This window comes from Mesorhizobium sp. BHbdii, from assembly GCF_053848045.1.
Window position 1 is genome coordinate 363,070 of sequence record NZ_JBSPKX010000004.1, and the last position, 25,412, is coordinate 388,481.

At 62.1% G+C, this 25,412-nt stretch carries 19 protein-coding genes and 1 pseudogene; 12 read left to right on the top strand and 8 right to left on the bottom strand.

Features of this window, described 5'->3' with window-relative positions:
* Positions 1-6: 6 nt before the first annotated feature.
* Together ACWTU8_RS22390 and ACWTU8_RS22395 are read right to left on the bottom strand one after the other, a co-directional pair.
* Positions 7-376, bottom strand: a pseudogene (locus tag ACWTU8_RS22390) (four helix bundle protein).
* Between the two features lie 40 nt (positions 377-416).
* On the bottom strand, positions 417-1,853 hold the full coding sequence (locus ACWTU8_RS22395; RefSeq protein WP_287331115.1) for a glutamine synthetase family protein: 1,437 nt from the start codon (positions 1,851-1,853) through the stop codon (positions 417-419).
* 149 nt (positions 1,854-2,002) lie between these two features.
* On the opposite strand from ACWTU8_RS22395, the gene ACWTU8_RS22400 reads away from it, so the two are divergent.
* The 5 genes from ACWTU8_RS22400 to ACWTU8_RS22420 all read left to right on the top strand — a co-directional run bounded on the left by ACWTU8_RS22400 (position 2,003) and on the right by ACWTU8_RS22420 (position 6,498).
* Positions 2,003-2,719, top strand: a complete 717-nt coding sequence (locus ACWTU8_RS22400; RefSeq protein ID WP_455849875.1) for an HAD family hydrolase — start codon at positions 2,003-2,005, stop codon at positions 2,717-2,719.
* Positions 2,720-3,018: 299 nt separating this feature from the next.
* Positions 3,019-3,900, top strand: coding sequence for a metal ABC transporter substrate-binding protein (locus ACWTU8_RS22405; RefSeq protein ID WP_455850026.1), 882 nt, complete (start codon positions 3,019-3,021; stop codon positions 3,898-3,900).
* Positions 3,897-4,802, top strand: a complete 906-nt coding sequence (locus tag ACWTU8_RS22410; protein WP_455849876.1) for a manganese/iron ABC transporter ATP-binding protein — start codon at positions 3,897-3,899, stop codon at positions 4,800-4,802. Before ACWTU8_RS22405 ends, ACWTU8_RS22410 begins: the two co-directional genes overlap by 4 nt.
* On the top strand, positions 4,799-5,656 hold the full coding sequence (gene sitC, locus ACWTU8_RS22415) for an iron/manganese ABC transporter permease subunit SitC (RefSeq protein WP_455849877.1): 858 nt from the start codon (positions 4,799-4,801) through the stop codon (positions 5,654-5,656). The genes ACWTU8_RS22410 and sitC overlap by 4 nt, the downstream gene beginning before the upstream one ends.
* Positions 5,653-6,498, top strand: a complete 846-nt coding sequence (locus ACWTU8_RS22420) for a metal ABC transporter permease (protein ID WP_455849878.1) — start codon at positions 5,653-5,655, stop codon at positions 6,496-6,498. The genes sitC and ACWTU8_RS22420 overlap by 4 nt, the downstream gene beginning before the upstream one ends.
* 10 nt (positions 6,499-6,508) lie before the next feature.
* On the opposite strand, the gene ACWTU8_RS22425 is transcribed toward ACWTU8_RS22420, so the two are convergent.
* The 4 genes from ACWTU8_RS22425 to aceA all read right to left on the bottom strand — a co-directional run bounded on the left by ACWTU8_RS22425 (position 6,509) and on the right by aceA (position 9,451).
* Positions 6,509-6,952, bottom strand: a complete 444-nt coding sequence (locus ACWTU8_RS22425) for a Fur family transcriptional regulator (RefSeq protein ID WP_029348428.1) — start codon at positions 6,950-6,952, stop codon at positions 6,509-6,511.
* Positions 6,953-7,164: 212 nt separating this feature from the next.
* Complete coding sequence (locus tag ACWTU8_RS22430) at positions 7,165-7,554, bottom strand: response regulator (protein WP_455850027.1); 390 nt, start codon at positions 7,552-7,554, stop codon at positions 7,165-7,167.
* Between the two features lie 311 nt (positions 7,555-7,865).
* Entirely contained in the window at positions 7,866-8,108 is a 243-nt protein-coding gene (locus ACWTU8_RS22435) for an SMc00767 family acetate metabolism repressor (protein WP_029348426.1), read from the bottom strand.
* Between the two features lie 53 nt (positions 8,109-8,161).
* Positions 8,162-9,451, bottom strand: a complete 1,290-nt coding sequence (aceA, locus tag ACWTU8_RS22440; RefSeq protein WP_455849879.1) for an isocitrate lyase — start codon at positions 9,449-9,451, stop codon at positions 8,162-8,164.
* Positions 9,452-10,083: 632 nt separating this feature from the next.
* Between aceA and ACWTU8_RS22445 the strand changes: the two genes are divergently transcribed.
* The 6 genes from ACWTU8_RS22445 to ACWTU8_RS22470 all read left to right on the top strand — a co-directional run bounded on the left by ACWTU8_RS22445 (position 10,084) and on the right by ACWTU8_RS22470 (position 17,106).
* Complete coding sequence (locus tag ACWTU8_RS22445) at positions 10,084-11,538, top strand: helix-turn-helix domain-containing protein (protein WP_455849880.1); 1,455 nt, start codon at positions 10,084-10,086, stop codon at positions 11,536-11,538.
* 147 nt (positions 11,539-11,685) lie between these two features.
* Positions 11,686-12,639 carry a DMT family transporter gene (locus ACWTU8_RS22450; RefSeq protein WP_455849881.1) on the top strand — a complete coding sequence of 318 codons (954 nt, stop codon included), beginning with the start codon at positions 11,686-11,688 and terminating at the stop codon, positions 12,637-12,639.
* Between the two features lie 357 nt (positions 12,640-12,996).
* Positions 12,997-14,094 (top strand): polyamine ABC transporter substrate-binding protein, encoded by a 1,098-nt coding sequence (locus ACWTU8_RS22455; RefSeq protein WP_455849882.1) that lies wholly within the window; start codon positions 12,997-12,999, stop codon positions 14,092-14,094.
* Between the two features lie 74 nt (positions 14,095-14,168).
* Complete coding sequence (locus ACWTU8_RS22460; protein ID WP_455849883.1) at positions 14,169-15,308, top strand: ABC transporter ATP-binding protein; 1,140 nt, start codon at positions 14,169-14,171, stop codon at positions 15,306-15,308.
* 8 nt (positions 15,309-15,316) lie between these two features.
* Complete coding sequence (locus tag ACWTU8_RS22465; protein ID WP_455849884.1) at positions 15,317-16,291, top strand: ABC transporter permease subunit; 975 nt, start codon at positions 15,317-15,319, stop codon at positions 16,289-16,291.
* Positions 16,288-17,106: an ABC transporter permease gene (locus tag ACWTU8_RS22470; RefSeq protein WP_455849885.1), complete on the top strand. Its 819-nt coding sequence runs from the start codon at positions 16,288-16,290 to the stop codon at positions 17,104-17,106. The genes ACWTU8_RS22465 and ACWTU8_RS22470 overlap by 4 nt, the downstream gene beginning before the upstream one ends.
* Before the next feature lie 29 nt (positions 17,107-17,135).
* On the opposite strand, the gene ACWTU8_RS22475 is transcribed toward ACWTU8_RS22470, so the two are convergent.
* Positions 17,136-18,986 carry an AsmA family protein gene (locus tag ACWTU8_RS22475; protein WP_455849886.1) on the bottom strand — a complete coding sequence of 617 codons (1,851 nt, stop codon included), beginning with the start codon at positions 18,984-18,986 and terminating at the stop codon, positions 17,136-17,138.
* Between the two features lie 296 nt (positions 18,987-19,282).
* Here ACWTU8_RS22475 and ACWTU8_RS22480 point away from each other — a divergent pair, with 296 nt between their 5' ends.
* Complete coding sequence (locus ACWTU8_RS22480) at positions 19,283-21,253, top strand: acetoacetate--CoA ligase (protein ID WP_455849887.1); 1,971 nt, start codon at positions 19,283-19,285, stop codon at positions 21,251-21,253.
* Positions 21,254-21,626: 373 nt separating this feature from the next.
* On the opposite strand, the gene ACWTU8_RS22485 is transcribed toward ACWTU8_RS22480, so the two are convergent.
* Positions 21,627-25,337, bottom strand: a complete 3,711-nt coding sequence (locus tag ACWTU8_RS22485; RefSeq protein ID WP_455849888.1) for a PAS domain S-box protein — start codon at positions 25,335-25,337, stop codon at positions 21,627-21,629.
* Between the last annotated feature and the right edge of the window lie 75 nt (positions 25,338-25,412).

The window sequence follows — 25,412 nt, forward strand, 5'->3', positions numbered from 1 at the left end:
GTGTGTCTATTCAGGCGATAGTTTGCGGATCAGAAGCCGTAGCAGTTTCCCGATGCTCTCGCTGCGAGTCATCAACGAGTCGACTGTCTCGCGAGGGGCCATTCCAACCCTTTGTGCAATGAGAGGGTGCGTTTCCAGCTCTTTGAGTGACCCTTGTGCGATTCTAAGAAATTGCTGATAGGAAAGCTCGGCTCTCCCGGCCGTAGCCCTCGGCGATGGTGGCCGGCACGGAGGTTGCCGCCCGACGCACCTGAGTCGTCAACCCATAGAGCTCATCCTTCGGCCAAGATCTTGTTGCCTCGTAGATTGAAACTGCCAGGTCCATCCCCTGCTGCCAGACGACCAGATCTCTGTATGAATCAATCCTCGCCGTCATCCCCTATTCCCCTACTGCCTTACTGCCCTATTCCCCTACACTAGACATTCAACAACAGATACTCCCGCTCCCACGGGCTGATCACTTCCATGAAGGTCTCGAATTCCGCCCGCTTGATCGCCGCATAGGTCGCGGCAAACGACTTGCCGAGCAGCGCGCAGAGTTCCTCGTCGGCTTCGAACAGGTCGACAGCCTCGAGCAGGCTCCGCGGCAGGTCGATCTCCGCCTCGTTGGCGGTGGTGAGAACCGGCGGTTCGGCCTTGATCTTGTTGGTCATGCCGATCAGCCCGCAGGCGAGCGATGCGGCCAGCGCCAGATAGGGATTGGCGTCGGAGGAAGGGATGCGGTTCTCGACGCGCCTGGCTGCCGGGTCGGATCGCGGGACGCGGAAGGCGGTGGTGCGGTTGTCGTAGCCCCATTTGTTGTTGACCGGTGCCGAAGCCGACTGCGTCAGCCGGCGGTAGGAATTGACGTAGGGCGCGAACATCACCAGCGCGTTCGGCACATGTTTCTGCATGCCGCCGAGGAAATGGAAGAAGGCTTCGGTTTCCGAGCCGTCCTCGGCCGAAAAGACGTTCCTGCCGGTCTTCTTGTCGATGATCGACTGGTGGATATGCATGGCCGACCCGGGCTGCCCCTGGATCGGCTTGGCCATGAAGGTGGCGTAGATCTCATGCTTCAGCGCCGCCTCGCGGATGGTGCGCTTGAACATGAACACTTGGTCGGCGAGTTCGATCGGATCGCCATGGCGCAGATTGATCTCGAGCTGGCCGGCGCCTTCCTCGTGGATCAGCGTATCGATCTCCAGGCCCTGGCTTTCGGAGAAATGGTAGATGTCGTCGATCAGCTCGTCGAACTCGTTGACGCCGGCGATCGAATAGCCGGCGCCACCGCCGATCGCCCGTCCCGAACGCCCGACCGGCGGCGTCAGCGGGTAGTCCGGATCGGGATTCTTGCGCACGAGGTAGAACTCGATCTCGGGCGCCACCACCGGCTTCAGCCCGCGCTTGCCGTAAGCGTCAAGCACACGCTTCAGCACGTTGCGCGGCGTGAACTCAACCGAGCGACCGTCCTGGTGGACGAGGTCGCAGATGACCGCCGCCGTCGGGTCCTCTTCCCACGGCACCACGGTCAGTGTCGACAGGTCCGGCATCAGCTTGAGGTCGCCGTCGTCCTCCGGATAGTGAAAGCCGTTGCCGTCTTCCGGGTAGCCGCCGGAGATCGTCGTCATGAACACCGCCGAAGGCAGCGCCAGCGAGGTGTTGGAGGTAAACTTCTTGGACGGCATCATCTTGCCGCGCGCAACACCCGCCTGGTCGGGCGTGATGCATTCGATATCCTCGATGCCGCGCCACGCCAGCCAGGCGCCGACTTCCTTCCAGTTCTTCACACCACGTTGATTTTTCACGAAGGCAGGCGTGCGGATACGTCCTCCGCGGCTCGACGGACGGACTTCCTTTTTTGCAGGCGGCATCATTCACCAGATTGGGTTGCGGATTTGGGATTATAGCCGGGGCCGGCGAGGGAAGGGAAGGGGAGCGCGGTTGCGTTCGCCTGCGCAGTTGAAAACTGCTCTGGGCGGCTTAGGTTCGACGCAAGTTCAATGACCTCAGTTGAAGACGTCGAATGCAGAACAATCATGAATTGACCACGATCGGCTTCGATGCCGACGACACGCTCTGGCAGAACGAGCAGTTCTTCCGCATGACCGAAAAGCGCTTTGCCGCGCTGCTCGCCGATCATGCCGAGCAGGAGCACATCTCGGCAAGATTGCTGGAGGCCGAGAAGCGCAACCTCGCCGTCTACGGCTTCGGCATCAAGGGGTTTACCCTGTCGATGATCGAAACGGCAATCGAGATTACCGAGGGCCGCGCGCCGGCCTCGGTCATCGCCGAGATTCTTGCCGCGGGTCGCGAGATGCTTGGCCATCCGATCGAGGTGCTGCCTCATGCGCGCGAAACCGTGGAAAAGCTGGCAGATGCGTATCGCCTGGTGTTGATCACCAAGGGCGACCTCTTCGATCAGGAACGCAAGCTGGCGCAATCGGGCCTGGGTGACCTTTTCGATGCCGTCGAGATCGTCAGCGACAAGAGCCCCGCCACTTATATCAATATCTTCAGCCGCCACGGTGATGGCGCCGAAAGAAGCATGATGGTCGGCAATTCGCTCAAGTCGGACGTGGTGCCGGCCATCGAGGCCGGCAGTTGGGGTATCCACGTGCCGCATGAGCTGACCTGGGCGCTGGAACATGTCGAGCCGCCGATCACCGCGCCTCGTTTCCGCCAGATAGCCGATCTCTCGGAATTGCCCCGGCTGATCGAAAGCATCGGGAAAGCCGGCTGATCGCGTGTCTCGCTGTCGAGCCGGACGTGCGCTGCAGCGCATCGACGCCGGACATCGGCGTGTCGCAGTCCTTGTTGTCCGCTCCGTCATAGCGCCGCGCTGTAGCCGACGCCAAATCGCGCGGCCGCATACAATCCACGACGTTAAGCCGTTTTCTACTTGCAAATCAGTCGCAATTGCAGAATATGCGAAAAGCGCGCGCCGCAGTCGCACAATGGCGGCCAGCGGCGAGACATTAAGAATCGCGACAGGAGAAATTGATGTTCGAGAGATACGGACGACGGGTTGTCGTTGGCTTGATGGCTGCGGTTTTCGTTGCGGCGGTGGCTTCAAGCCCAGCGAAAGCCCAGGAAAAATTCAAGGCGGTGACGACCTTCACGGTCATCGCCGACATGGCGAAGAACGTGGCGGGCGATGCAGCAATCGTGGAATCGATCACCAAGCCTGGAGCGGAGATCCACAATTACGCGCCGACGCCGGGCGATATTCAGCGGGCGCAAGGTGCACAGCTCATTCTGTGGAACGGGCTCAACCTCGAACTCTGGTTCGAGAAATTCTTCCAGAACCTCAGCGACGTGCCCGGCGCTATTGTCTCCGAGGGCGTCCAGCCGATGAGCATCGCCGAGGGACCCTATACGGGCAAACCGAACCCGCATGCCTGGATGTCGCCGGCAAACGCGCTGATCTACGTCGACAACATCCGCGACGCCTTCGTCGCGCACGATCCGGCGCATGCCGAGACCTACAAGGCCAATGCAGAAGCCTACAAGGCAAAGATAGAGGCGGCCGTCGCGCCGATCCGCGATAAGCTTGCCTCGATCCCGCAGGACAGGCGCTGGCTGGTGTCGAGCGAAGGCGCTTTCTCCTACCTCGCACGCGATTTCGGGCTGAAGGAGCTTTATTTGTGGCCGATCAACGCTGACCAGCAAGGCACCCCCCAGCAGGTTCGCAAGGTGATCGACGCCGTCAGGGAAAACAAGATCGTCGCCGTCTTCAGCGAAAGCACCGTGTCGGACAAGCCGGCCCGGCAGGTCGCGCGTGAGACAGGAGTGCATTACGGCGGCGTGCTCTACGTCGATTCTCTCAGCGAGGCGGACGGCCCGGTGCCGACCTATATCGACCTGCTGCGTGTGACATCGGATACGGTTCAGAAAGGCCTCGCCGCAGGGCTGTCGCAATGAACGAAGCCGTTCCGCCTCTTGCCCCCGCGTCCGAGGATGCGGGAGGCGGTCTCGCCGTCCACGGCGCGACTGTCACCTACCGCAACGGCCACACGGCGCTGCGGGATGCGAGCTTTGAAATTCCGACAGGCACGATCACGGCACTTGTCGGTGTCAACGGCTCGGGCAAGTCGACGCTGTTCAAAGCCATCATGGGCTTCGTGCGGGTGGCAAAGGGAGAGATTATTGTTCTCGGACAGCCGGCCGCAGCCGCGCTGAGGAAGAACGTCGTCGCCTATGTGCCGCAGGCCGAGGAGGTCGACTGGAACTTTCCAGTACTGGTCGAGGACGTCGTCATGATGGGTCGCTACGGCCATATGGGCATGATGCGCCTTCCGAAGGCGGCTGATCGCGAGGCGGTTTCGGCCGCGCTTGCGCGTGTCGGCATGAGCGATTTCCGCAAACGCCAGATCGGCGAGCTTTCGGGCGGGCAGAAAAAGCGCGTCTTTCTCGCTCGGGCGCTGGCGCAGGACGGGCGCGTCATCCTGCTCGACGAGCCCTTCACCGGCGTCGACGTCAGGACCGAGGACGCTATCATCGAACTGCTGCGCGCGCTCCGGAACGAAGGCCGAGTGATGCTGGTCTCGACGCATAATCTGGGTAGCGTGCCGGAGTTCTGCGACCGTGCCGTGCTGCTTCGGAATACGGTCCTTGCCTACGGGCCGACAGGCCAGACCTTCACGCAGGCGAACCTGGAAAAGGCTTTCGGCGGCGTCTTGCGTCATTTCGTGCTGGGCGGCGCCGGGCTGCATGAGGACGACGACAGGCGCCGCCTTGCCGTCATCACCGACGACGAACGGCCACTGGTCTTCTACGGAGAGAACGGAGCCATGCAGCACAAGATGCGGGAACCGGACGAATGAGTGTCCTGCTCGAGCCGTTCGGCTACGAATATATGCTCAATGCCATGTGGGTGTCCGCCTTGGTCGGCGGTGTCTGCGCCTTCCTGTCCTGCTATCTGATGCTAAAAGGCTGGTCGCTGATCGGTGACGCGCTCTCGCATTCGATCGTGCCGGGCGTCGCTGGCGCCTATATGCTGGGCCTTCCCTTCTCGATCGGCGCCTTCTTCTCCGGCGGGCTAGCCGCTGCCGCGATGCTCTTCCTCAACCAGCGCACCAAGCTGAAGGAAGACGCCATCATCGGCCTGATCTTCTCCTCCTTCTTCGGCCTCGGCTTGTTCATGGTGTCGCTGTCACCGACCTCCGTGAATATTCAGACGATCGTGCTCGGCAACATCTTGGCCATCACCCCGGAAGACACGCTTCAGCTCGCCATCATAGGCTTCGCCTCGCTCGCCATCCTGCTGGTGAAATGGAAGGATCTGATGGTGGTTTTCTTCGACGAGAGCCATGCCCGCTCGATCGGCCTTAATCCGAGCGCGCTCAAGATCATGTTCTTCATGCTGCTATCGGCCTCCACGGTCGCCGCGCTTCAGACCGTCGGCGCCTTCCTCGTCATCTGCATGGTGGTGACTCCCGGCGCGACCGCCTATCTTCTGACGGACCGCTTTCCGCGCCTGCTCGTCATCGCGGTCGTCATCGGCGCGGCCACGAGTTTCAGCGGCGCTTATGCCAGTTATTTCCTCGACGGCGCCACTGGCGGCATCATAGTCGTGTTGCAGACGCTGATCTTTCTCGCCGCCTTCTTCTTCGCTCCCAAGCATGGAATGCTGGCAGCCCGCCGCCGCTCGGCGCGGGCCTTGGAGGCCAGCCTATGAGCATCCTCGATACGCTGCTTAGCCCCTTCCAGTTCGACTTCATGGTCAATGCCCTGATTGTTTCGGTTCTGGTCGCTATGCCGACGGCGCTGCTCTCCTGCTTTCTCGTTCTCAAGGGCTGGTCGCTGATGGGCGACGCCATCAGCCACGCCGTCTTTCCCGGCGTGGTCATCGCCTACATTGTCGGATTCCCCTATTCGATCGGCGCCTTCGCCGCCGGAATGATCTGCGCTCTCGCCACCGGCTTCCTCAAGGACAACAGCCGCATCAAACAGGACACGATAATGGGCATCGTCTTCTCCGGCATGTTCGGTCTCGGCCTGGTGCTCTATGTAAAGATCCAGTCCGACGTGCATCTCGACCACATATTGTTCGGCGACGTGCTGGGCATCGGCTTGCGCGACATCGTCGAAACGGGGCTCATTGCTGCGATCACGGCCGGCATCATCGGGATCAAGTGGCGCGACTTCCTGCTGCACGCCTTCGACCCGGCTCAGGCTCGCGCGGTTGGTCTTCGGGTCAATCTGCTCCACTACGGCCTGCTTTGCCTGATCTCGCTCACCATTGTCGGCGCGCTGAAGGCGGTCGGCATCATCATGGCCATCGCCATGCTGATCGCGCCTGGCGCCATCGCGTTCTTGCTGACAAGGAAGTTTAGCGCCATGCTGATCCTGTCGGTCGCGATCGCGGTCGCCGCGTCGTTTCTCGGCGTCTATCTGTCCTTCTTCATCGACAGCGCCCCGGCGCCGACCATCGTTCTCATGCTGTCCGCCGCCTTCATCGCGGCCTTCGCCGTCACCACAGTTAGAGTGGGCCGAATGGAGATTGGCGAGGAACGCTAGAAACGGGCGGTCATTCTCCGGATTGACGAGAGCGTCGCGTTTTCTGGATCGGCTTCACGTAGATCTCCAGTCTGTGGCTGATGATCGTGAATCCGTGCTGTCGAGCGATTTCCTCTTGGAGCCGCTCGATCTCCGACGACTGGAATTCGACGACGTCTCCCGTCTCGATATTGATGAGATGATCGTGATGCTCACGGGGGACGGTTTCGTATCTGGCGCGCCGATCGCCAAAGGTGTGCCGCTCCAGAATGCCCTTCTCGCGCAGAAGGCTGACGGTGCGATAGACAGTGGCGAGCGCGATCGTCGGCTCGATGGCGACAACACGGCGATGGAGTTCCACCACATCCGGATGGTCGCTGGATTCGGATAGAACGCGCATGATGACGCGGCGCGGACCGGTGATGCGCAGTCCGAGTTTTCTGCAAAGCGCGGCGATGGTCTGTTCTGAGGACATGTCGTGATCCGCCGATATCGACAGCCATGTCGCGAAGTCGGAACATGCCTGCGGATTTGTTCGAAGGTGCTATCCCAGATGCGTCGCAATTGCAAAAGGAGACGTAGCGGGCTCATTGTGTCAGGCGGTACCGAGCGCTCGCATACTGACATACATATCCAGATTCGATCGCAAGAATCGAGGAAAGGCGTGTAAGCCGGATCGGACGTCGGCTAGCTGCGTGCGAGCCCGATCAAATGGTCGATCACTGGCTGCAGCCGTTCGGTCGTGATCGGTTTGACGACAACCGCATCGACGACGCTCGACAGGCCGAGGCTCTCCGGTGTGCCGTTCTTGGTCGAAAGCAGGATCACCGAGGGAAGCGACCTGCCCGAGGTGCGTCGCAGCGCGCCGATACCGGGCATCAGCGCGTCGCAGTCCTTGTTGTCCGCTCCGCCATCGAGGACGACAGCTCCGGGAATGAGCGATCGCAAAGTCGTTGCTGCCGTTTCGGTTGATTCCGAGATCGGTTTGAGCCCGGATCGTTCGACAATTTTCGAAACCACCACCCGGTTGACCGGCGACTTTCCGACGACGAGCACACGGGTGAAATCTGTGAGCATCTCCGGGTCCACGTTGCGGCTCACGAAAGTCAGGTGGTTTACAGTCTTGGTATCGCGATTCACGGGGCGCATGAGCGTGGCGGGCACTCGTCGGTTTCAATGCAGGGTTGAAACTTAGAGACAATTGCCGTGAGATCTCTCCCTATGTCAAGCTGAAACGACCGATATCCAGAATATCGCAAGAAACGTTAAAATTTAAAGCAAGTTCTGTTCTTGCTCATTATGGCAACTGATCGTGCAAACGCAGATCACCTGCGCAGAGACCGCGCAGGTGATGCCGGATCGACCGACAGGCTTTGGTCGGATTTCGGTCAGTCGAGGCTCCGCTGCGTGACGATAACCGGGATCAGCAGATCGCCCCAGTTGCCGTCGCCGCCATGGTGCCGTGCCGAGCGCACGAGCTCCACCGACACACCGGCCTCGACGGCCTTCATCACCGATTGGTTGAGCCTGTGCAGGTCGTTGGCCAGCATGCGGATGGTCGCCTGCTGGTCGACACTCATGGTGGTGGCCTGTTCTTCGGCCCGTTCCTTGACGCGACTGATCGATGCCATTGGTCTTCTCCCTTAGCCCTTAGGGGGCGTTTCCTCTGTCTGTTGCGTTCCTGCTATTCTGCGGCCGGTTTGAACTGGGCGTGCTCGGTCGATTCATGCATGGCCGTAGTCGAAGACCGGCCCCCGGTGATCGCCATCGACACGGCGTCGAAATAGCCGGTGCCGACTTCGCGCTGGTGCTTGGTCGCGGTGTAGCCGTGGGCTTCCGCCGCGAACTCCGCTTCCTGCAACTCGGAATAGGCCGCCATCTGCCGCGCCTTGTAGCCGCGGGCGAGTTCGAACATGCCGAAATTGAGCTGGTGAAAACCGGCTAACGTGATGAACTGGAACTTGTAGCCCATGGCGCCGAGTTCCTTCTGGAACCTGGCGATCGTGGCATCGTCGAGGTTCTTCTTCCAGTTAAACGACGGCGAGCAATTATAGGCGAGAAGCTTGCCGGGATGGTGCCTGTGCACGCCCTCGGCGAATTTTTTCGCCTGCGCCAGATCGGGCTTGGAGGTTTCGCACCAGATCAGGTCGGCGTAGGGCGCGTAGGCGACAGCCCGCGCGATGCAAGGCTCGATGCCGTTCCTGACGTGGTAGAAGCCTTCCACCGTGCGGCCGGCGCCATAGTCGACGAACGGCTGGTCGCGCTCGTCGATGTCGGAGGTGAGCAGCTTTGCCGCTTCCGCGTCGGTGCGCGCGACGACCAGCGTCGGCGTGCCCATGACGTCGGCAGCAAGCCGGGCGGCGTTGAGGTTGCGGATGTGTGCGGCGGTCGGGATCAGCACCTTGCCGCCGAGATGGCCGCATTTCTTCTCCGACGCCAGCTGGTCCTCGTAGTGGACGCCGGCGGCACCCGCCTCGATGAAGGCCTTCATGATCTCGAAGGCATTGAGCGGTCCGCCGAAGCCGGCTTCCGCATCGGCGACAACAGGCGCGAACCAGGTGTCGATGGAAAGCCCCTTGCCTTCGGAGGTCTCGATCTGGTCGGCGCGCTGCAGGGTCCGGTTGATGCGCTTGACCAGTTCGGGCGCCGCATTGGCGGGGTAAAGCGACTGGTCCGGATACATGGCGGATGCGGTGTTGGCGTCGGCGGCGACCTGCCATCCAGACAGGTAGATCGCCTTCAGCCCGGCCCGGACCTGCTGCATCGCCTGATTGCCAGACATGGCGCCGAGCGCGTTGACGAAGTCCTCCTCGTGGATGAGCTGCCAGAGCCGGTTGGCGCCCATTTCGGCGAGGCTCTGCCGGATCTGGACCGAACCGCGCAGCCGCTTCACGTCCTCTGGCGAGTAGGGCCGCTCGATGCCGTCGAAGCGGCCTTCCGGCGCCGAGGGGACGAGGTTGTAAAAATCGGTCATTGGTCACTCCGAAGGTTGCTGCAGCCTGTCCCGAAGCCAATCGTCTGGATGTCGAGCTATGACTGAATTTACATTGCATGCGAAAAGAGCCCAGAAAAATTAGGAAAACTGGCTCAAAATAAGGGAAAACCTGTGTTGTGTTTGACATCAAGGCGCTGTAAAAGTGTAAATATTGTCAATACCGGGATAGATGGCATGGCCGACAATTCAGTAAAATTATTGACGGAGGGGATGCTTTGATGGTTTGGCTTGTTTTCGCTGCTGGTGCCTCATTCGTGTGGGCAATCAGCGCCTTTCGAAGGCCGCAAGCGATGTTCGTATCCCTCGACGCCGACGCCTCAAGGGTTTCGGGTCCGCCAGGGCTTGATGTCGTGATTTCGTATATTCTCGTTCAGTCAGCGACCATAGCGTTCTTGGCGGTGTTCGCTGTCCGAAGGCCCGAAATGCAACAGACAATGGAAGCTCTCGTTACGCTGACTTCAATGGGTTTGCTGGTTGCTTCTCTCTTCGGGTACTGGAAATCGCGATCCAGATTGGCGATGGCCGGGATAATCTATGGATTGGCTGCTGCTGTGTGCCTTACCGCCTACTGGTTTGGCCGAATCGGAGCCGGGCTTTGAGAGGCCGAATTCGTGGCTGACCAGAAGATCTTCGCCGGGCCGCGCATCCGCCGTATCCGCAGCGCCAAGGGCCTGACCCAGACGGCGATGGCCGAAGGGCTCGGCATCTCGCCGTCCTATCTCAATCTCATCGAGCGCAACCAGAGGCCGCTGACGGTCCAGCTGATCCTGAGGCTTGCGTCTGTCTACAAGGTCGACCCGCATGAATTACAGGGCGAGGCGAGAGGGTCGGTCGCCGCCTTGAAGGAGGTGTTTTCAGATCCGCTGCTGGTCGGCGAATTGCCAGGTGACCAGGAGCTGATCGAGCTTGCCGAGGCGGCGCCCAACGCTTCCGCCGCGGTGATAAAACTGTTCCGCGCCTATCGCGAGCAGGCCGAGCGCCTTTCCGACCTCAACGAGCTTCTCGCGCGCGAGGGCAAAGCGACGGCACTCTCCGGCGCCCGCTTGCCGATCGACGAGGTGCACGAGATTTTTGAGCGCCGACCGAACCATTTTGCCGCGCTCGAAGCGGAAGCCGAGGCATTCACGTCGGTGCTCGATCCCGGCGACGATCTGTTCAGTGCGCTGAAGGCTTGGCTGAAGCGCGAATACGGCATCGTCGTCAAGGTGCTGCCGGTCGCCACCATGCCGAACTGGCGCCGCCGCTACGACCGCCACTCGCAGCGTCTGTTTCTGTCCGAGCGCCTGTCGCCATTCGACCAGTTGCGCGAGGTGGCGATGGAGGCCTGTCTGATCCGCATGACGGTCGCGGTGGCAGGCGAGATCCAGGCGCTGAAGCTGAGCACGGATGAAGCTCGCCGGCTCGCCCGCTTCGAGCTTGGCCGCTACGCCGCCCATGCGCTGATGATGCCCTATCAATCCTTTCACGCAGCAGCACACCGCGCACGGTACGACGTCGACGTGCTGCGCTCGCGTTTCGGCGTCTCCTTCGAGCAGGCGGCGAACCGCCTGACCATGCTGCAGCGGCCGGGCACGCCGGGCGTGCCGTTCTTCATGCTCGAGGTCGACAATGCCGGAAACCGCTTCCGCAAGGCGGGCAGCCAGGGTTTTCCGCAAAGCCGTTTCGGCGGCGGCTGTCCGAAGCTTCCCGTGCATGCCGCCTTTACCCAGCCCGGCCAGATCTTCGTCGAGGCGGTGGAAATGCCCGACGGCGCCGAATTCCTCTGCGTCGCCCGCACGCTCGAAGGACCGCAAGGCTCGTTTTCGGAGCGCCCGCGCCGTACCGCACTTCTGCTGGGCTGCGACATCGGCTTTCGTGACGAGATCGTCTATGGCGCGGCACTGCCGGGGCCGGCTGCCGCAGCGACCGGAAAAGCCGGACAGGGCACCAATCCGGCCACGCCGATAGGCCCCGCCTGCCGGCTGTGCGAACGCATCGGCTGCCTGGCCCGCGCCGAGCCGCCGGTGACGCGCCCGCTCGGTCTCGACGAGATGGTGACCGGACTAAGCGCCTTCGATTTTCAGTGAGGCCGTGGCAGGCGACCTGCCGTCCTTGCCACAACCGTCGCCGTCCGCTGGATCACGCCTGGCAATCGTCTTTGCGTTACGCCAATGAGGCACGTTTTTGTCGTCCGTTGCGCATCGTGCCGCCCCGAAATCGTCGACAGTCGCGCCATGACCGACACCGCATCATCACCGATCGCCGTTTCGCCTGCCGTCTCGCCGCGTGAGGAGCGTATCGGCTTCCTGTTGATATTCCTGTCGGCGTTGATGTGGAGTTTCGGCGGCGCCATCGCCCGTTTCATCGACGCCGGGGACAGCTGGACGGTGGTGTTCTGGCGCTCGGTCTGGGCCGCCGCCTTCCTGATCTGCTTCATGATCTGGCGCGACGGCTGGCACGGCACGGTGAGGTTGTTCCGCGGCATGGGCCTGCCCGGCCTTGCCGTGGCGTTCTGCTTCGCCACCGCATCGACCTCTTTCGTAGTGGCGCTTGCGTATACCACTGTCGCCAACATCCTTTTGATGCAGGCCGGCGTGCCGCTCTTGGCGGCGCTGTTTGCCTGGGTGCTGTTTCGCGAACGGGTGGCCTTGGCAACCTGGGTGGCGATTGCAGCCGTTATTGCCGGCGTTGCCATCATGGTATCGGAATCGCTCGATGGCGCTGTTTCGCCCATCGGCGACGGCTTGGCGCTGCTCATCGCTGTGATGTTTTCGATCGCCACCGTCATCACGCGGCGCTTTGCCCATGTGCGCATGACGCCGGCGACCTGCCTCGGCACGATGCTTGCCGCCGCATTCGCGGCGTCCCAGGCATCGCAATTCGGCGTATCCAGCAGCGACATGGGCTTCCTCTTTGCATTCGGTGTGGTCAATCTAGGTCTCGGCCTTGCCTTCTTCGCCACCGGCGCCCGGCTTGTTCCGGCGGCGGTCGCAGCACTGCTCGGCACTTTCGAGCCGATCCTCGGCCCGATCTGGGTCTGGCTCATCCATTCCGAGGTGCCGTCGGGACGCACCATCCTTGGCGGCACGGTCGTGGTCACGGCGCTGCTCGTCCATATCGGGCTCGAATTCAAGCGTCAGGCGCGGCCCGTGCGGCCGGGTATCACCGGCATGCCGTCGCCTAATTGATGCAGCGCACGCGCCAAAGCGAGATGAGCCATTGACAATGGCGCAGCCGCGCGGGCAGGCTGCCAATACGGCAACAACAAGACAGGCTCATCTTGCCAAGTCTCCCCTCCGGCCCGACCGAGACCGGACAACATCGTCGTATCCCTGCCCGCGCCGTGGCGAGAGCCTTTGACGTCGCCGGAATGCCACCTGGATCACGACATAGGAACGGGGGGCTTGGCCGCTGCGCATCGAACCACGAGGGGGTTGGCGGTTCGCGCTTGTCGCTTGTCGGAAAGCCCAATAATCTGAAGCAAACGCCCAGCCGCGCAGCCCCGCGACGAGTTGGCGATGGAACACTCATCAAAGGAGAGACGCATGACCCGCAAAGCATTCTGGCTTTCGGCGACCTCGGCATTTCTGACGCTTTTCACCCTCGGCGCTCATGCCCAGGACCGCGTCGTCAATGTCTATAATTGGTCGGATTACATCGACAGCTCGATCATCGAGGATTTCACCAAGGAAACGGGCATCAAGGTCACCTATGACACCTTCGATTCCAACGAACTCCTGGAGACGAAACTGCTTGCCGGCGGCAGCGGCTACGATGTCGTCGTGCCGACCGCCAATTTCCTCGCACGCCAGATCCAGGCAGGTGTGTTCCAGAAGCTCGACAAGTCGAAGCTGCCCAACATTTCCAACATGTGGGACATCGTTTCGGAGCGCACAGCCAAGTACGATCCCGGCAACGAATATTCGATCAACTACATGTGGGGCACGGTCGGCCTCGGCTATAACGTCAAGAAAGTGCAGGAAGCGCTCGGCACCGACAAGATCGATAGCTGGGACGTATTCTTCAACCCGGAAAAGCTGGCCAAGCTGAAGGATTGCGGCGTCTATGTCCTCGATTCCCCGAGCGACATCCTCCCGAACGCCTTCAAATATCTGGGCCTCGATCCCGAGACCACGTCGCCGGACGATTTCGCCAAGGCGGAAGAACTGATGCTGAAGATCAGGCCTTACATCCGCAAGTTCCACTCGTCGGAATATATCAACGCACTGGCCAATGGCGACATCTGCCTGGCCGTCGGCTGGTCGGGCGACGTGTTCCAGGCGCGCGACCGTGCGACGGAGGCCAACCGTGGCGTCGAGATCAGCTATTCCGTGCCGAAGGAAGGTGCCGAAATGTGGTTCGACCAGATGGCGATCCCGGCCGACGCGCCGCATGTCGCCGAGGCGCATGAATTCCTGAATTACATGATGAAGCCGGAAGTGATCGCCAAGTCGAGCAACTACGTCTTCTACGCCAACGGCAACAAGGCATCGCAGCAGTTCATCGACAAGGAGATACTCGAGGATCCGGCGATCTATCCGGACGAGGCGACGCTGGCGAAGCTGTTCACCATCGCCCCCTACGATTCCAAGACCCAGCGCGTCGTCACCCGCACCTGGACCAAGATCGTCACCGGGCAGTAGGCGACAATCAACGACCCCGGCAGGTGCTGCCGGGGTCAAGTCTTCTGGGGACAGAACGCAGGACGGAGTGGGATATGAAATCGCTTGGCAGCATCCGCAGGGATTTCGCGCCGTGGAACGATCCGAACGCCAAGCCATACATCCAGTTCGACAAGGTCACCAAGAAATTCGGTGACTTCACCGCCGTCAACAATCTGTCGCTGACCATATTCGAGCGCGAGTTTTTTGCCCTGCTCGGGGCGTCGGGATGTGGAAAATCGACGCTTTTGCGGATGCTCGCGGGCTTCGAGGAGCCGACCGCCGGCCGCATCCTGCTCGATGGCCAGGATTTGCGCGGCATCCCGCCATACCGGCGGCCGGTCAACATGATGTTCCAGTCCTATGCGCTGTTCCCGCATATGACGGTCGAGAACAACATCGCTTTCGGCCTTAAGCAGGACGGCATGCCGAAGCCCGAGATCGCGGCGCGCGTTGGAGAGATGCTGAAGCTGGTCAAGCTCGAGCAGTTCGCCAAGCGCAAGCCGCACCAACTGTCCGGCGGCCAGCGCCAGCGCGTGGCGCTTGCCCGCTCGGTCGCCAAGCGGCCGAAGGTCCTGCTGCTCGACGAGCCGTTGGGCGCGCTGGACAAGAAGCTGCGCGAGGAAACGCAATTCGAGCTGATGGATCTGCAGCAGTCACTCGGCCTCACCTTCGTCGTCGTCACCCATGACCAGGAAGAGGCGATGACCATGGCCGACCGTATCGCCATCATCGACAAGGGCGAGGTGATGCAGGTGGCGACGCCGGCCGAAGTCTACGAGGCGCCGGGTTCCCGCTTCGTCGCCGGCTTTGTTGGCAACGTCAACATGTTCGAAGGCAAGATTGCGCATGGCGAGGCCGGCGCGGCAAGCATCGATGCGGGCAACGGCATCACCATTCGGACGGAGAATGCCGGCGATGCGGCCACCGGCGCGGCCGTCGCCTTCGCGATCAGGCCGGAGAAGATCAAGATATCGTCGACGAGACCGGCCGGTGCCGTTAACGCCATCGAGGGCGAGGTTTACGATATCGCCTACCTCGGCGACATGACCGTCTATCACGTCAGGCTTGACGACGGCCACGTGGTACGGGCGAGCACGATGAACGCGGCCCGCCTCGCCGAGGATCCGCTGAGCTGGAACGACCGTGCCTGGGTGTCGTTCAGGCCGGACGCCGGCGTCGTGCTGACGCGATAGGGGCGGTCATGTCGAATGCCGCTGTCACCGCTGCAACGAGCTCTCGGGCCGCCGATGCAGGCAAATCCGCCCTGGTCAGACTGGGAGAGGCCGTCGTTGGCCGCCTTGTCATCATCATCCCTTATCTGTGGCTGGTCTTCTTCTTCCTGATTCCGTTCGTCATCGTCTTCAAGATTTCGCTGTCGCAAACGGCGATCGCCATACCGCCCTACACGCCGGTACTTGGCTTCGGCGATGGGCTTTCCGGTTTTTTCGCTCAGCTGAAACAGCTCAGCATCGATAACTACACATGGCTGACGCAGGACGCGCTCTACATCAACGCCTATGTGACGAGCGTCATCGTCGCCGCCATTTCAACGGTGCTGACATTGCTTGTCGGCTACCCGATCGCCTATGGCATGGCCCGTGCGCCGGCGATGCTGCGCCCGACTTTGCTGATGCTGGTGATCCTGCCGTTCTGGACCTCGTTCCTGATCCGCGTCTACGCCTGGATCGGCATCCTCAAGCCCGAGGGGCTGCTCAACCAGCTGCTGCTCGCCACCGGCGTCATCAGCCAGCCGCTGATCATCCTCAACACCTACACGGCAATCTTCATCGGCATCGTCTATTCCTATCTGCCGTTCATGGTGCTGCCGCTTTATTCCGCCCTCGAGAAAATGGACTATTCACTGATCGAGGCGGCCAAGGATCTCGGTTGCCCGCCGACCAGCGCCTTCTGGAAGATCACCTTTCCGCTGTCGCTGCCCGGCGTCATCGCCGGTTGCCTTCTGGTGTTTATTCCCGCCGTTGGCGAGTTCGTCATCCCCGACTTGCTCGGCGGATCGCAGACCCTGATGATCGGCAAGACGCTGTGGAACGAGTTCTTCGCCAATCGCGACTGGCCGGTGTCGTCGGCCGTCGCCGTCATCCTGCTGTTGCTGCTAATCGTGCCGATCATGCTCTTCCAGCGGGCCCAGGCCCGCGCCCAGGAGCAGGACAAATGAACCCGACCTGGAGCCGCTTCAACATCACTTCGATCGTGCTGGGCTTTGCCTTTCTTTACCTGCCGATTGTCCTGCTCGTCGTCTTCTCCTTCAACGAGTCGAAATTGGTCACCGTCTGGGGCGGCTTCTCGACCAAATGGTACGTCTCGCTGTTCCAGAACCAGGGCCTCATGGACGCCACCTGGGTAACGGCTCGCGTCGCCGTCATCTCGGCCACGGTGGCGACCGTGCTCGGCACGCTGGCGGCTCTCACCCTGACGCGCTACACGCGCTTCAAGGGCCGGATGCTGTTTTCCGGCATGGTCTTTGCGCCGTTGGTCATGCCGGAAGTCATCACCGGCCTGTCACTGCTGCTGCTCTTCGTCGCCGTCGGTCTCGACCGCGGCTTTCTCACCGTCACGCTTGCCCACATCACCCTGACCATGTGCTTCGTCGCGGTCGTCGTGCAGTCGCGCCTGATCACGTTCGACCGCTCGCTGGAAGAGGCCGCGATGGATCTTGGCGCGCCGCCGGTGAAGACCTTCTTCCAGATCACGCTGCCGGTCATCATGCCGGCGATCGTGTCTGGCTGGATGCTGGCGTTCACATTGTCGCTCGACGATCTGGTCATCGCCAGCTTCACCTCAGGGCCCGGCGCCACCACGCTGCCGATGAAGATCTACAGCCAGGTTCGTCTCGGTGTGACGCCGGAGATCAATGCCGCCTGCACCATCCTGATCGCGGTCGTGGCGGTCGGCGTCATCATCGCTTCGCTCGCCAACAAGCGTCGCGAGGTGCAGCGCCAGCGCGATGAGCAGGCCGCGCAGCGTGGGTGACGAAAGGGGGGCGGCAATACCCTCGTTGCCTACTCTCCGGAAACCCCGCGGCTTATCGGCGAAATGAACGGCGTGCTCCACGTTCCGCCGACGAAGAACGAAGACTGGTTGGGACCCTGGTTATTTTTCTGTGTGGCTGGCTGGTCCGCCTGAATGATGCCGCCGGACAGCGCCAGCCCGCGCCCGGCATAGGAGGCGATGCCGGAAAGCCAGATCTTGTACTTCGCCGAATTCGCTTCGGCCTTGTCGATCTTCGCCACACCGTTCGAAATGCTCGCCTTGAGTTCGGCCCCGTCGATCGGCAGCGTTCCGTCGGAGACATCGTCGAGCGCGAAGAACCCGCCCTGTTCGTTGTGTTTGAGAAACGCCGGCAAATTGAACCGGCTCAACGCGCCCTGGCCGAATTTCGCCGAAACCGAGCCGTCGGCGTTCTCGAAAATGGAATCCCAGGTTCTGCCCGGCCCCTTGAGGATGACCGAAACGGTTCCCGTGCCGATTGGCACCAGTCGCGTCATTCCGGCTGCGGTGCCAAAAGCCCCACCATCGATGTCGGAGGCGAGCAGCCTGATCTCGACCTGCGTGCCTCCCGGCTTGCGGTCGAAACGAAGACTGCTCTGGATGTTGCCGCCAAAGGCCGATGCATCGGAAATATCGAAGACGGCAAGACCGTTCTTGACCTGGGCGGCGGCGGCGACGTCGGCAAGCTGGATGGCGCCTGCGGTGGCCTGCGCTGCCGACAATCTGAGATCGAGATCGATCCGGTCGGCGACGCTTATGTCGATTTCGCCTGGGCCAGCGCCGTCCGCAGGCGCCAGGGGGGTGAAGGCGGAGAGAAACGACCGCAAGTCGAGCGTCTCGAAGGCGAGCGTACCGGCGATCACCGGCCGCGCCTCGCCAAAGGAGAAGTCCAGCGCACCCATTCCCGGATTGTCGTCCAGAGCGATCTCGGTGTTTTCGAATTTAATGCGGCCGGAGGTCGCCGTGACCTTGCTGGAAACGGAAACCGAGCCGATTGCCGCGCCCGGCGCGATGCCGGCCCGCGACCATTCGAGCACGCGCCTGAGCGAGGGTGCGGCAAATTTCGCCTGGCCGTCGAAATAGGCATTCTCGGACATGCTGGCCACGCCTTCGAAGGAAAAACTGGCGGGGGGCGCCTTGAAGGAAAGCGTCATCGGCGCCGCACCGCCCCCAAACAGCACCAGCGGGTTCGACGATGCGGCATCCACGGCGACGCTTTCGCCACGCCAGATCCCGGTCGCCGACAGCGTCGCATTGCTGTTCATGGCGGCCCAGTTCGCCTGTCCGCTCAGGCTGCTCAGTATCTCAGCGTCCTTACCATCGACGGAGGTCACCACGCGGCCGTTCCTGAACTCTACGGTGCCGAACGGATCAGCCGGCAGCTTGCTCAGGTCCGGCTTGGCTGGATTGGCGCTGACCACGGCGCGGGCGATGTCGATGGAACGCGTGATGCGCCCGCCTGAAGGCAGGGCGGGCAGGAAAAGCCCATGTGCTGCGCGTTGAACCCTGATCGTCGGCCGGATCAGCCGCGCCGTCGAGAACACCACATCGCCGCGCAACGCCGCCATGGCGGAGAGATTGACCTCGACCCGTTCGGCCTCGATCACCGGCGGGGCGTCGTTTTCTGTCCATTGCGAAAGCGTCACGTCGGTCAGGATGGCCCGGAAATTCGGCCAGACCTCGATCCGCGGGGCGCCGTCGATGGTGACCCTGAAACCGCTCCACGCACTCATTTCCCAGGCGATGCGGTCGCGCACGATGCGGGTCGAGGCGACGAGCGGCAGGGCGGCAACGGCCAGCGCGATGACGAGCACGGCAACGCCGATCGCCCATATTCCGCGCCGGATCAAAGGTGATGACATGTCGCCCGTATGCTTCCGTTCCGACCAAAAATCGCCCGACGGGTGTAACCCGAGTCGTCACTACGACCTAGGGCTGACGCATTTCAAGTCTTTATGGCCCGGCGATGGCATTTGCGCACATCCGCGTCGCGCGGCCGAACAAAATCTTGCTCTGCTGCGACGCGATATGCATAAGCGATCCCAATGCCTGTCGCCAAAATGCGCAACCTTTTGGGATAACGACATACATAAAAACAAAAGTCTAAAGCGCGTCGCGTAAACTCTTCAAACGTGACGTGTTTTAAGGAGGAACGATCATGGCTGGCGACGCACCGCTCTGGGCACCGACGAAAGACCAGGTCGACGCCGCGCCGATGACTGCCTTCATGCAGGCCGCCGCGGCCGCAACCGGCAAGGTTTTTTCCTCATATGCCGAACTACACCGTTGGTCGATCGACGATCGCGAGGCATTCTGGAGCCTGGTCTGGGACTTTTGCGGGATCGTGGGCGACAAGGGCGCCGGTGGCGGCGAACGCGTGCTTGTCGATGGCGAGAAAATGCCCGGCGCCGCGTTTTTTCCCGACGCGAAGCTGAACTTCGCCGAGAACCTGTTGAAGAAAACCGGGCTCGGTGACGCCATCGTCTTTCGCGGCGAGGACAAGGTCGAGCGCCGGCTTTCCTGGAATGAGCTGCATGCGCTGACCTCGCGGCTGCAGCAGCTTTTCCTGTCGCTTGGGGTGAAAAAGGGCGACCGTATAGCCGCCATGATGCCCAACATGCCGGAGACCGTCGCGGCAATGCTGGCGACAGCGTCGATCGGCGCTGTCTGGTCGTCCTGCTCTCCCGATTTCGGCGAACAGGGCGTGCTGGATCGGTTCGGGCAGATCGAACCTGTCGTCTTCATCGTGCCCGACGGTTACTGGTACAATGGCAAGGCGATCGAGGTCGCCGACAAGATCGCGGCCGTTGCGGCAAAGCTCGTCACCGTCCGCAAGATCCTGATCGTCGACTATCTCGGCACGTCGACCGATGTGGCGGCGACCATCGAGAAGGCGACTGCGCTGGACGAGGCGCTCTCATCCTTTGCCACCAAGCCCGTCACCTTCGAACGGTTACCGTTCGCGCATCCGCTCTACATCCTGTTTTCTTCCGGAACGACCGGCATTCCCAAATGCATCGTCCATTCGGCCGGCGGAACGCTGATCCAGCATGTCAAGGAAGAACGGCTCCACGCCGGCCTGCTCGACGGCGACCGCTTCTTTTATTTCACCACTTGCGGCTGGATGATGTGGAACTGGCTGGTGTCCGGCCTGGCGTCGGGCGCAACCCTTCTGCTTTATGACGGGTCGCCCTTCTATCCCGACGGCAACGTGCTGTTCGACTTCGCCGACGCCGAGAAGATGACCTATTTCGGCACCTCGGCCAAATTCATCGATTCCGTGCGCAAGGCCGGCCTCAGACCGATCAAAACGCATGATCTTTCGAGCGTGCGCACGATCTCCTCCACCGGCTCGCCACTGTCGCCCGAGGACTTCCGCTTCGTCTATGACGGCATCAAGAAGGACGTGCATCTCGCCTCGATTTCCGGCGGCACCGATATCGTCTCCTGCTTCGTGCTCGGCGTACCGACCGAACCGGTATGGACCGGAGAGATACAGGGGCCTGGCCTCGGCCTCGCCGTCGATGTCTGGGACGACGACGGCCACACGCTCAGGCAGGAAAAGGGTGAGCTCGTCTGCACCAAGGCGTTTCCGGCGATGCCGATCGGCTTCTGGAACGATCCCGAAGGCAAGAAATACCACGCAGCCTATTTCGAGCGCTTCGACAATGTCTGGTGCCACGGCGACTTCGCCGAATGGACCGCTCATGGCGGCCTGATCATCCATGGCCGCTCCGACGCGACGCTCAACCCGGGCGGGGTGCGGATCGGCACGGCGGAGATCTACAACCAGGTCGAGCAGATGCCGGAAATCTTGGAAGCACTGTGCATCGGCCAGGATTTCGACAACGACGTGCGGGTTGTGCTGTTCGTGCGGCTGGCTGAGGGGATGCAACTCGACGCGGAGCTGGAAAAACGCATCCGCGCGAAAATCCGCAGCGGCGCGAGCCCCCGCCACGTGCCGGCTAAAATCGTCGCGGTTGCCGACATTCCACGCACGAAATCGGGCAAGATCACCGAGCTTGCGGTGCGCGACGTGGTGCATGGCCGCGCCGTCAAGAACAAGGAGGCGCTGGCCAATCCCGAAGCGCTCGAGCTGTTCCGCGACCTGCCGGAACTGGCCGACTGAGCAAACAGGCCGGCGGTGCCATGCGACTTAATAGGCCCGGCCGAGCATGGTTAACGAAATATCTCGCTTGAATTTACCTAGAATTCATGAGTGGTACACATTGGTAAATTTTTCGCGGCGCCGGTAAGGTTTTGTTAAGGGCCGGCATCGATAGTCGTGCGTAACTTGAGGGAGAAATCCCGTTCCTCTAAGTCACCAGAGGATCTGAATTCGCTCAAGCCCCCGTTGTAACAGCAATCCAATCATTTAAGGCGTCCTGTGGACGCCTTTTCTTTTGGAGCATCGGACCCAAAAGTGGGGACCGGTTTTGGGAAAATCCGATGCTCAAACAAAAAGATAGAGCGGCGACACGGACGACTGAAAGTCCGCCGCTCTAATCCGCGAGCACGCGGGTCGACGGGAAAGCGACTTCGACCAGGGTGCCCTCGCCGGGGGTCGAGTTGATGGTGAACCGGGCCCGGTTCGCCTCGACCATGGCTTTGGTCAGCGGCAGCCCGAGACCGGTACCGTCGCCGCGCCCGCGCTTCAGCGCGTTGATCTGCTTGAACGGCTTGAGCGCCTGCTCGATCTCGGACTGGCTCATGCCGATACCGGTGTCGCGCACGCGCATGACGACGTCGCCGGAGATCTCGTAAGCTGTCGATACGATCACCTGGCCGCCGGCCTGCGTGTAGCGAATGGCATTCGACAGGATGTTCAGTGCGATCTGGCGCACGCTGCGCAGATCGGCCACCACTTCCGGCAGCCGAGAGGCGAAGCTGGAGCGGATGATGACACGTTCGCGGTTGGCTTGCGGCTGCATCATCGCCACCGTCTCGGACAGCGTGTCGTTAAGCGACACCGCCTCATATGCCATCTCCTGCTGGCCGGCCTCGATTTTCGAAATGTCGAGCAGATCGTTGACCAGGTCGAGCACATGATTACCCGACCGGTTAATGTCGCGTAGATAGTCGCGGTAACGGTCATTGGCGACCGGCCCGAATTTCTCGTCGACCATCAGCTCGGAAAACCCGATGATGGCATTGAGCGGCGTGCGGATCTCGTGGCTGATGCGGGCGAGGAAGTCGGTCTTTTGCGAGGAGGCGCGCTCGGCCACGGCGCGCGCCTGGGTCAGATCCTCTTCGGCCCGCTTCCATTGGGTGATGTCGCGCACCACCGCGCAGAAGCCGCTATCGTTGGGCAGACTGCCGATGGTCATGAACAGCGGAATGAAGCGCCCCTGCGCCTCGCGTCCAATCACCTCGCGGCCGTCGTTGAGCACGCTCGCCACGCCGGGCTCGGACAATCCTTCGAGATAGTCTCGCGCGGCGCGCTGGCTTTCGATCGCGAACAGCGAGACGAAGGGCTTGCCGCTCACCTCGTCGCTGTCGAAACCGAAAAGCGCTTCGGCCGGGCGGCTGATCGAGCGGATCGTTCCGTCTCGGCTGATCAGCACGACGCCGTCGGTCGCGGTGTCGATGATGGTGCGCATCTCGGCGATGCGTGCCTTGAGCTCGGAAGTGTCCGGCTGCGTCTGGTCGTCGGCGGTACTATGCAGAATGGCTGCTGCCTCGTCGTCGCCGGAACGGCGCACGACCAGCATCAGCGCCTTGCCGCCACGCCACGGAACCGAACGCAGAATGGCCTCGATCGGGAACTCCTGACCGTCATGCGTCTTCAACCGGAGCGCGTGATCGGTTCCGTCGGAGGCGCTGTCGTCGTAAGGATCGGCAAACAGCGCGCCGAGGCCACCGGCATCCTCCAGATCGTCGAGCGTGTCATAGCCGGTCAGGCTGAGGAATTCCTCATTCGCATAGTGGAGATCGTCGCCGGAATGGATGAGCAGCGGCACCGGCAGTTTGCCGAGGATCGAAGTGTCCGGAGCCTTGCTGCCATCTGCGGTCGAAAAAGCCGATGGCACGAACCCTTCGAGCTTGAGCGGCGGCACCTGCAGGCGCGGCCGCTCAATCGGCGCCGCCTCCACGTCGCCGACATCGCCGATGTGATCGGTTGACGAACGGGTTTCGTCGTCACCGGACGGCGCCCAATCCTCGCCGTCTTCTGCATCACGGAAATCGGCGTCCGTCATGCTGTCGTCGTCTTCGGCGGCGGTCGATCGACTGCCCGTGTCGGTGGGTTCGACTACCTCTTGCGTCGCCTTGTCCGGCTCCGAAACCGGGGCGCCGTCGCTATTGTCGGCGACATAGTCCCGGTCGGCGTAGTCGAGCAGCGAGCCGGAGATGCCGGACACGGTTGCTTCCCGCTGCTCGGCGTCGAGCCTCGCGACATCCTTCTCGTCTTCGACATCGGTTTCGGACGGTTCCGCCGCAGCCGGTTCTGCCGACATTGCAGCATCGGGCTGGTCGGTTGGGGGATTGTCCTTCTTGAGCCGCTCGCCGATTTCACGGAATGCACTGCGTTCCAGCGTCGACAGGCCTTTGTCGTTGGCCGGCTGCCTGTGCTCCGCCAACCGGATCACCTTGTCGGCAAAGCGCCGCTCCGGCTTCGGCACGATGGTCAGCGCCGGCACCTCGCCCTGGAACGGGTCGGTTTCGTCAGCCGTTTCGGCGACTTCCGGCTCGAAGGCTGCGGGAGCCCCGGCATTAGGGACAAGCGCCATACCGATCGCTTCCGGATCGACTACTGTATCGCCGGTGCGGGCAACGCCGAAGCCGCGAAAACCTTCGAAGGCACGGCTTCGGCCGTAGACGGGCAGCGCCGCCAGGTCGACGGGAATCTTGAAATCGGTGCCGGCAACCGGCCACAGCACCGAGCGGCCGGACCAGGTGTCGCGTCGGTCGAGCAGGCCGGCGATCTCGCCGGACGCATCGAGGTCGAAGGTGGCCGCGACGTCCCTGAAACGCCGGCCGATCACATCGGCGGCAGGCTTGCCGACGAGTTCTGCGAATTCCGGCGACAGCGCACTGAACCTGCCTTCGGCGTCGGTGCGCCAGACGAAACGCAGGGGCGCCGCCGCGCGGTCGATCGAGGGGATGGCACGCTCAGTCGGGTAGCCGGCCCCGATGGCATCCTGTGCGGAACTTTCGGCCGAAGCATCCGCCTCGACATGTCCGGACGCATCCGGTCGGCTCGGCTTTTGCGCCTCATCCTCGCTGGCGCTGAAATACCAATGGTCATGCTGTGGAGGCATTCCGCCGGCCGCTTCCGGACCTTGCTCGGTCGAATCGGGCGCGGTTGAATCAGGTCTGGTCGAATCAGGTCTGGTTGAATCTGGCCCGGTCGAATCGGGAACGTCGTGCTCCGCCGACACCGACATGTCTCCGCCGGCTGCCGGGACGGTCTGCGCTGCCACATCCAACTTCGCGACTATTGCGGGCGTTTTGTCCTGTTCTGCTTTTGGCGGGACTGCGGCATCGGACGCCGCCGCACCGGTAGCGGTTTCTCCTCCCGCGCTGCGCTCGCCAGCAGAGCCTGCTTCGGAGTCAAGCCGGTTCTCGTCGATCACCACCAGCAGGTGCCGCTCGTCCGTCAGCCGGGCGAGGCCGGCCGGATAGGAAGTGGTGCCGCCTGGAACGAGGCGTTTGACGATGCGATCGTTCTCGTTCGCCACATCGGTCACAAGCGCTGCCAGCGTTTCGGGCAAGATGCCGAGCGCCGAAAAACCGTCGGAAGCGGCCTCGATGTTGCCCTTGGCATCGAGGAAGGCGATGAAATGACCGTCTTCGGTAAATCCGCTGATGGCCTGAGCGGCGATCTCGGCACTGCGCGAGCCGGTCTGTGCCGCCGGCACCGCAAGCATGATAGCTTTTTCGCCGTCAGGCATTGTCACCGCGCTGGCCAGAAAGCCAACCGCGCGGCTGGTCAGGCCGGTTGCCAGCCGCACCGTGATGGCGCGGTCGCGGCCGATCTGTGGAAAGCCGCTTGTCGCCATGATCTGGCGCCTGGCGATCAGCGGCAAGCCTGTCGAGGCGCCGATGATGGCCTCGATGTCGGGGTAGCCGAATACCGTTGCCCCTGGTCCGTTGGCCCAGATCACCTGTTCGAGGTCTGCCGACAGAAGGGCGATCGCGTCGCCGGCGGCAAAGCGCTGGCGGACCGCGTCGAGCACGGCGACGTCGAGGAAGGAGTAGTTTTCGGACGGCATGCGCTTTGGGAACCCTCACAGAGCGGCAGTTTGCGGTTAACGCTTTGTTAATAAAAGCCGACGGCGCGAAGGTCC

Bases quoted from the DNA above. Each gene is read 5' to 3' on its own strand.
- ACWTU8_RS22400 (WP_455849875.1), top strand. From the start codon at position 2,003: ATGCAGAACAATCATGAATTGACCACGATCGGCTTCGATGCCGACGAC.
- ACWTU8_RS22470 (WP_455849885.1), top strand. From the start codon at position 16,288: ATGAACCCGACCTGGAGCCGCTTCAACATCACTTCGATCGTGCTGGGC.
- ACWTU8_RS22435 (WP_029348426.1), bottom strand. From the start codon at position 8,108: ATGGCATCGATCAGTCGCGTCAAGGAACGGGCCGAAGAACAGGCCACC.
- ACWTU8_RS22460 (WP_455849883.1), top strand. From the start codon at position 14,169: ATGAAATCGCTTGGCAGCATCCGCAGGGATTTCGCGCCGTGGAACGAT.
- ACWTU8_RS22485 (WP_455849888.1), bottom strand. From the start codon at position 25,337: ATGCCGTCCGAAAACTACTCCTTCCTCGACGTCGCCGTGCTCGACGCG.
- sitC (WP_455849877.1), top strand. From the start codon at position 4,799: ATGAGTGTCCTGCTCGAGCCGTTCGGCTACGAATATATGCTCAATGCC.
- ACWTU8_RS22425 (WP_029348428.1), bottom strand. From the start codon at position 6,952: ATGTCCTCAGAACAGACCATCGCCGCGCTTTGCAGAAAACTCGGACTG.
- aceA (WP_455849879.1), bottom strand. From the start codon at position 9,451: ATGACCGATTTTTACAACCTCGTCCCCTCGGCGCCGGAAGGCCGCTTC.
- ACWTU8_RS22465 (WP_455849884.1), top strand. From the start codon at position 15,317: ATGTCGAATGCCGCTGTCACCGCTGCAACGAGCTCTCGGGCCGCCGAT.
- ACWTU8_RS22450 (WP_455849881.1), top strand. From the start codon at position 11,686: ATGACCGACACCGCATCATCACCGATCGCCGTTTCGCCTGCCGTCTCG.
- ACWTU8_RS22395 (WP_287331115.1), bottom strand. From the start codon at position 1,853: ATGATGCCGCCTGCAAAAAAGGAAGTCCGTCCGTCGAGCCGCGGAGGA.
- ACWTU8_RS22430 (WP_455850027.1), bottom strand. From the start codon at position 7,554: ATGCTCACAGATTTCACCCGTGTGCTCGTCGTCGGAAAGTCGCCGGTC.
- ACWTU8_RS22410 (WP_455849876.1), top strand. From the start codon at position 3,897: ATGAACGAAGCCGTTCCGCCTCTTGCCCCCGCGTCCGAGGATGCGGGA.
- ACWTU8_RS22420 (WP_455849878.1), top strand. From the start codon at position 5,653: ATGAGCATCCTCGATACGCTGCTTAGCCCCTTCCAGTTCGACTTCATG.
- ACWTU8_RS22405 (WP_455850026.1), top strand. From the start codon at position 3,019: ATGGCTGCGGTTTTCGTTGCGGCGGTGGCTTCAAGCCCAGCGAAAGCC.
- ACWTU8_RS22475 (WP_455849886.1), bottom strand. From the start codon at position 18,986: ATGTCATCACCTTTGATCCGGCGCGGAATATGGGCGATCGGCGTTGCC.
- ACWTU8_RS22455 (WP_455849882.1), top strand. From the start codon at position 12,997: ATGACCCGCAAAGCATTCTGGCTTTCGGCGACCTCGGCATTTCTGACG.
- ACWTU8_RS22480 (WP_455849887.1), top strand. From the start codon at position 19,283: ATGGCTGGCGACGCACCGCTCTGGGCACCGACGAAAGACCAGGTCGAC.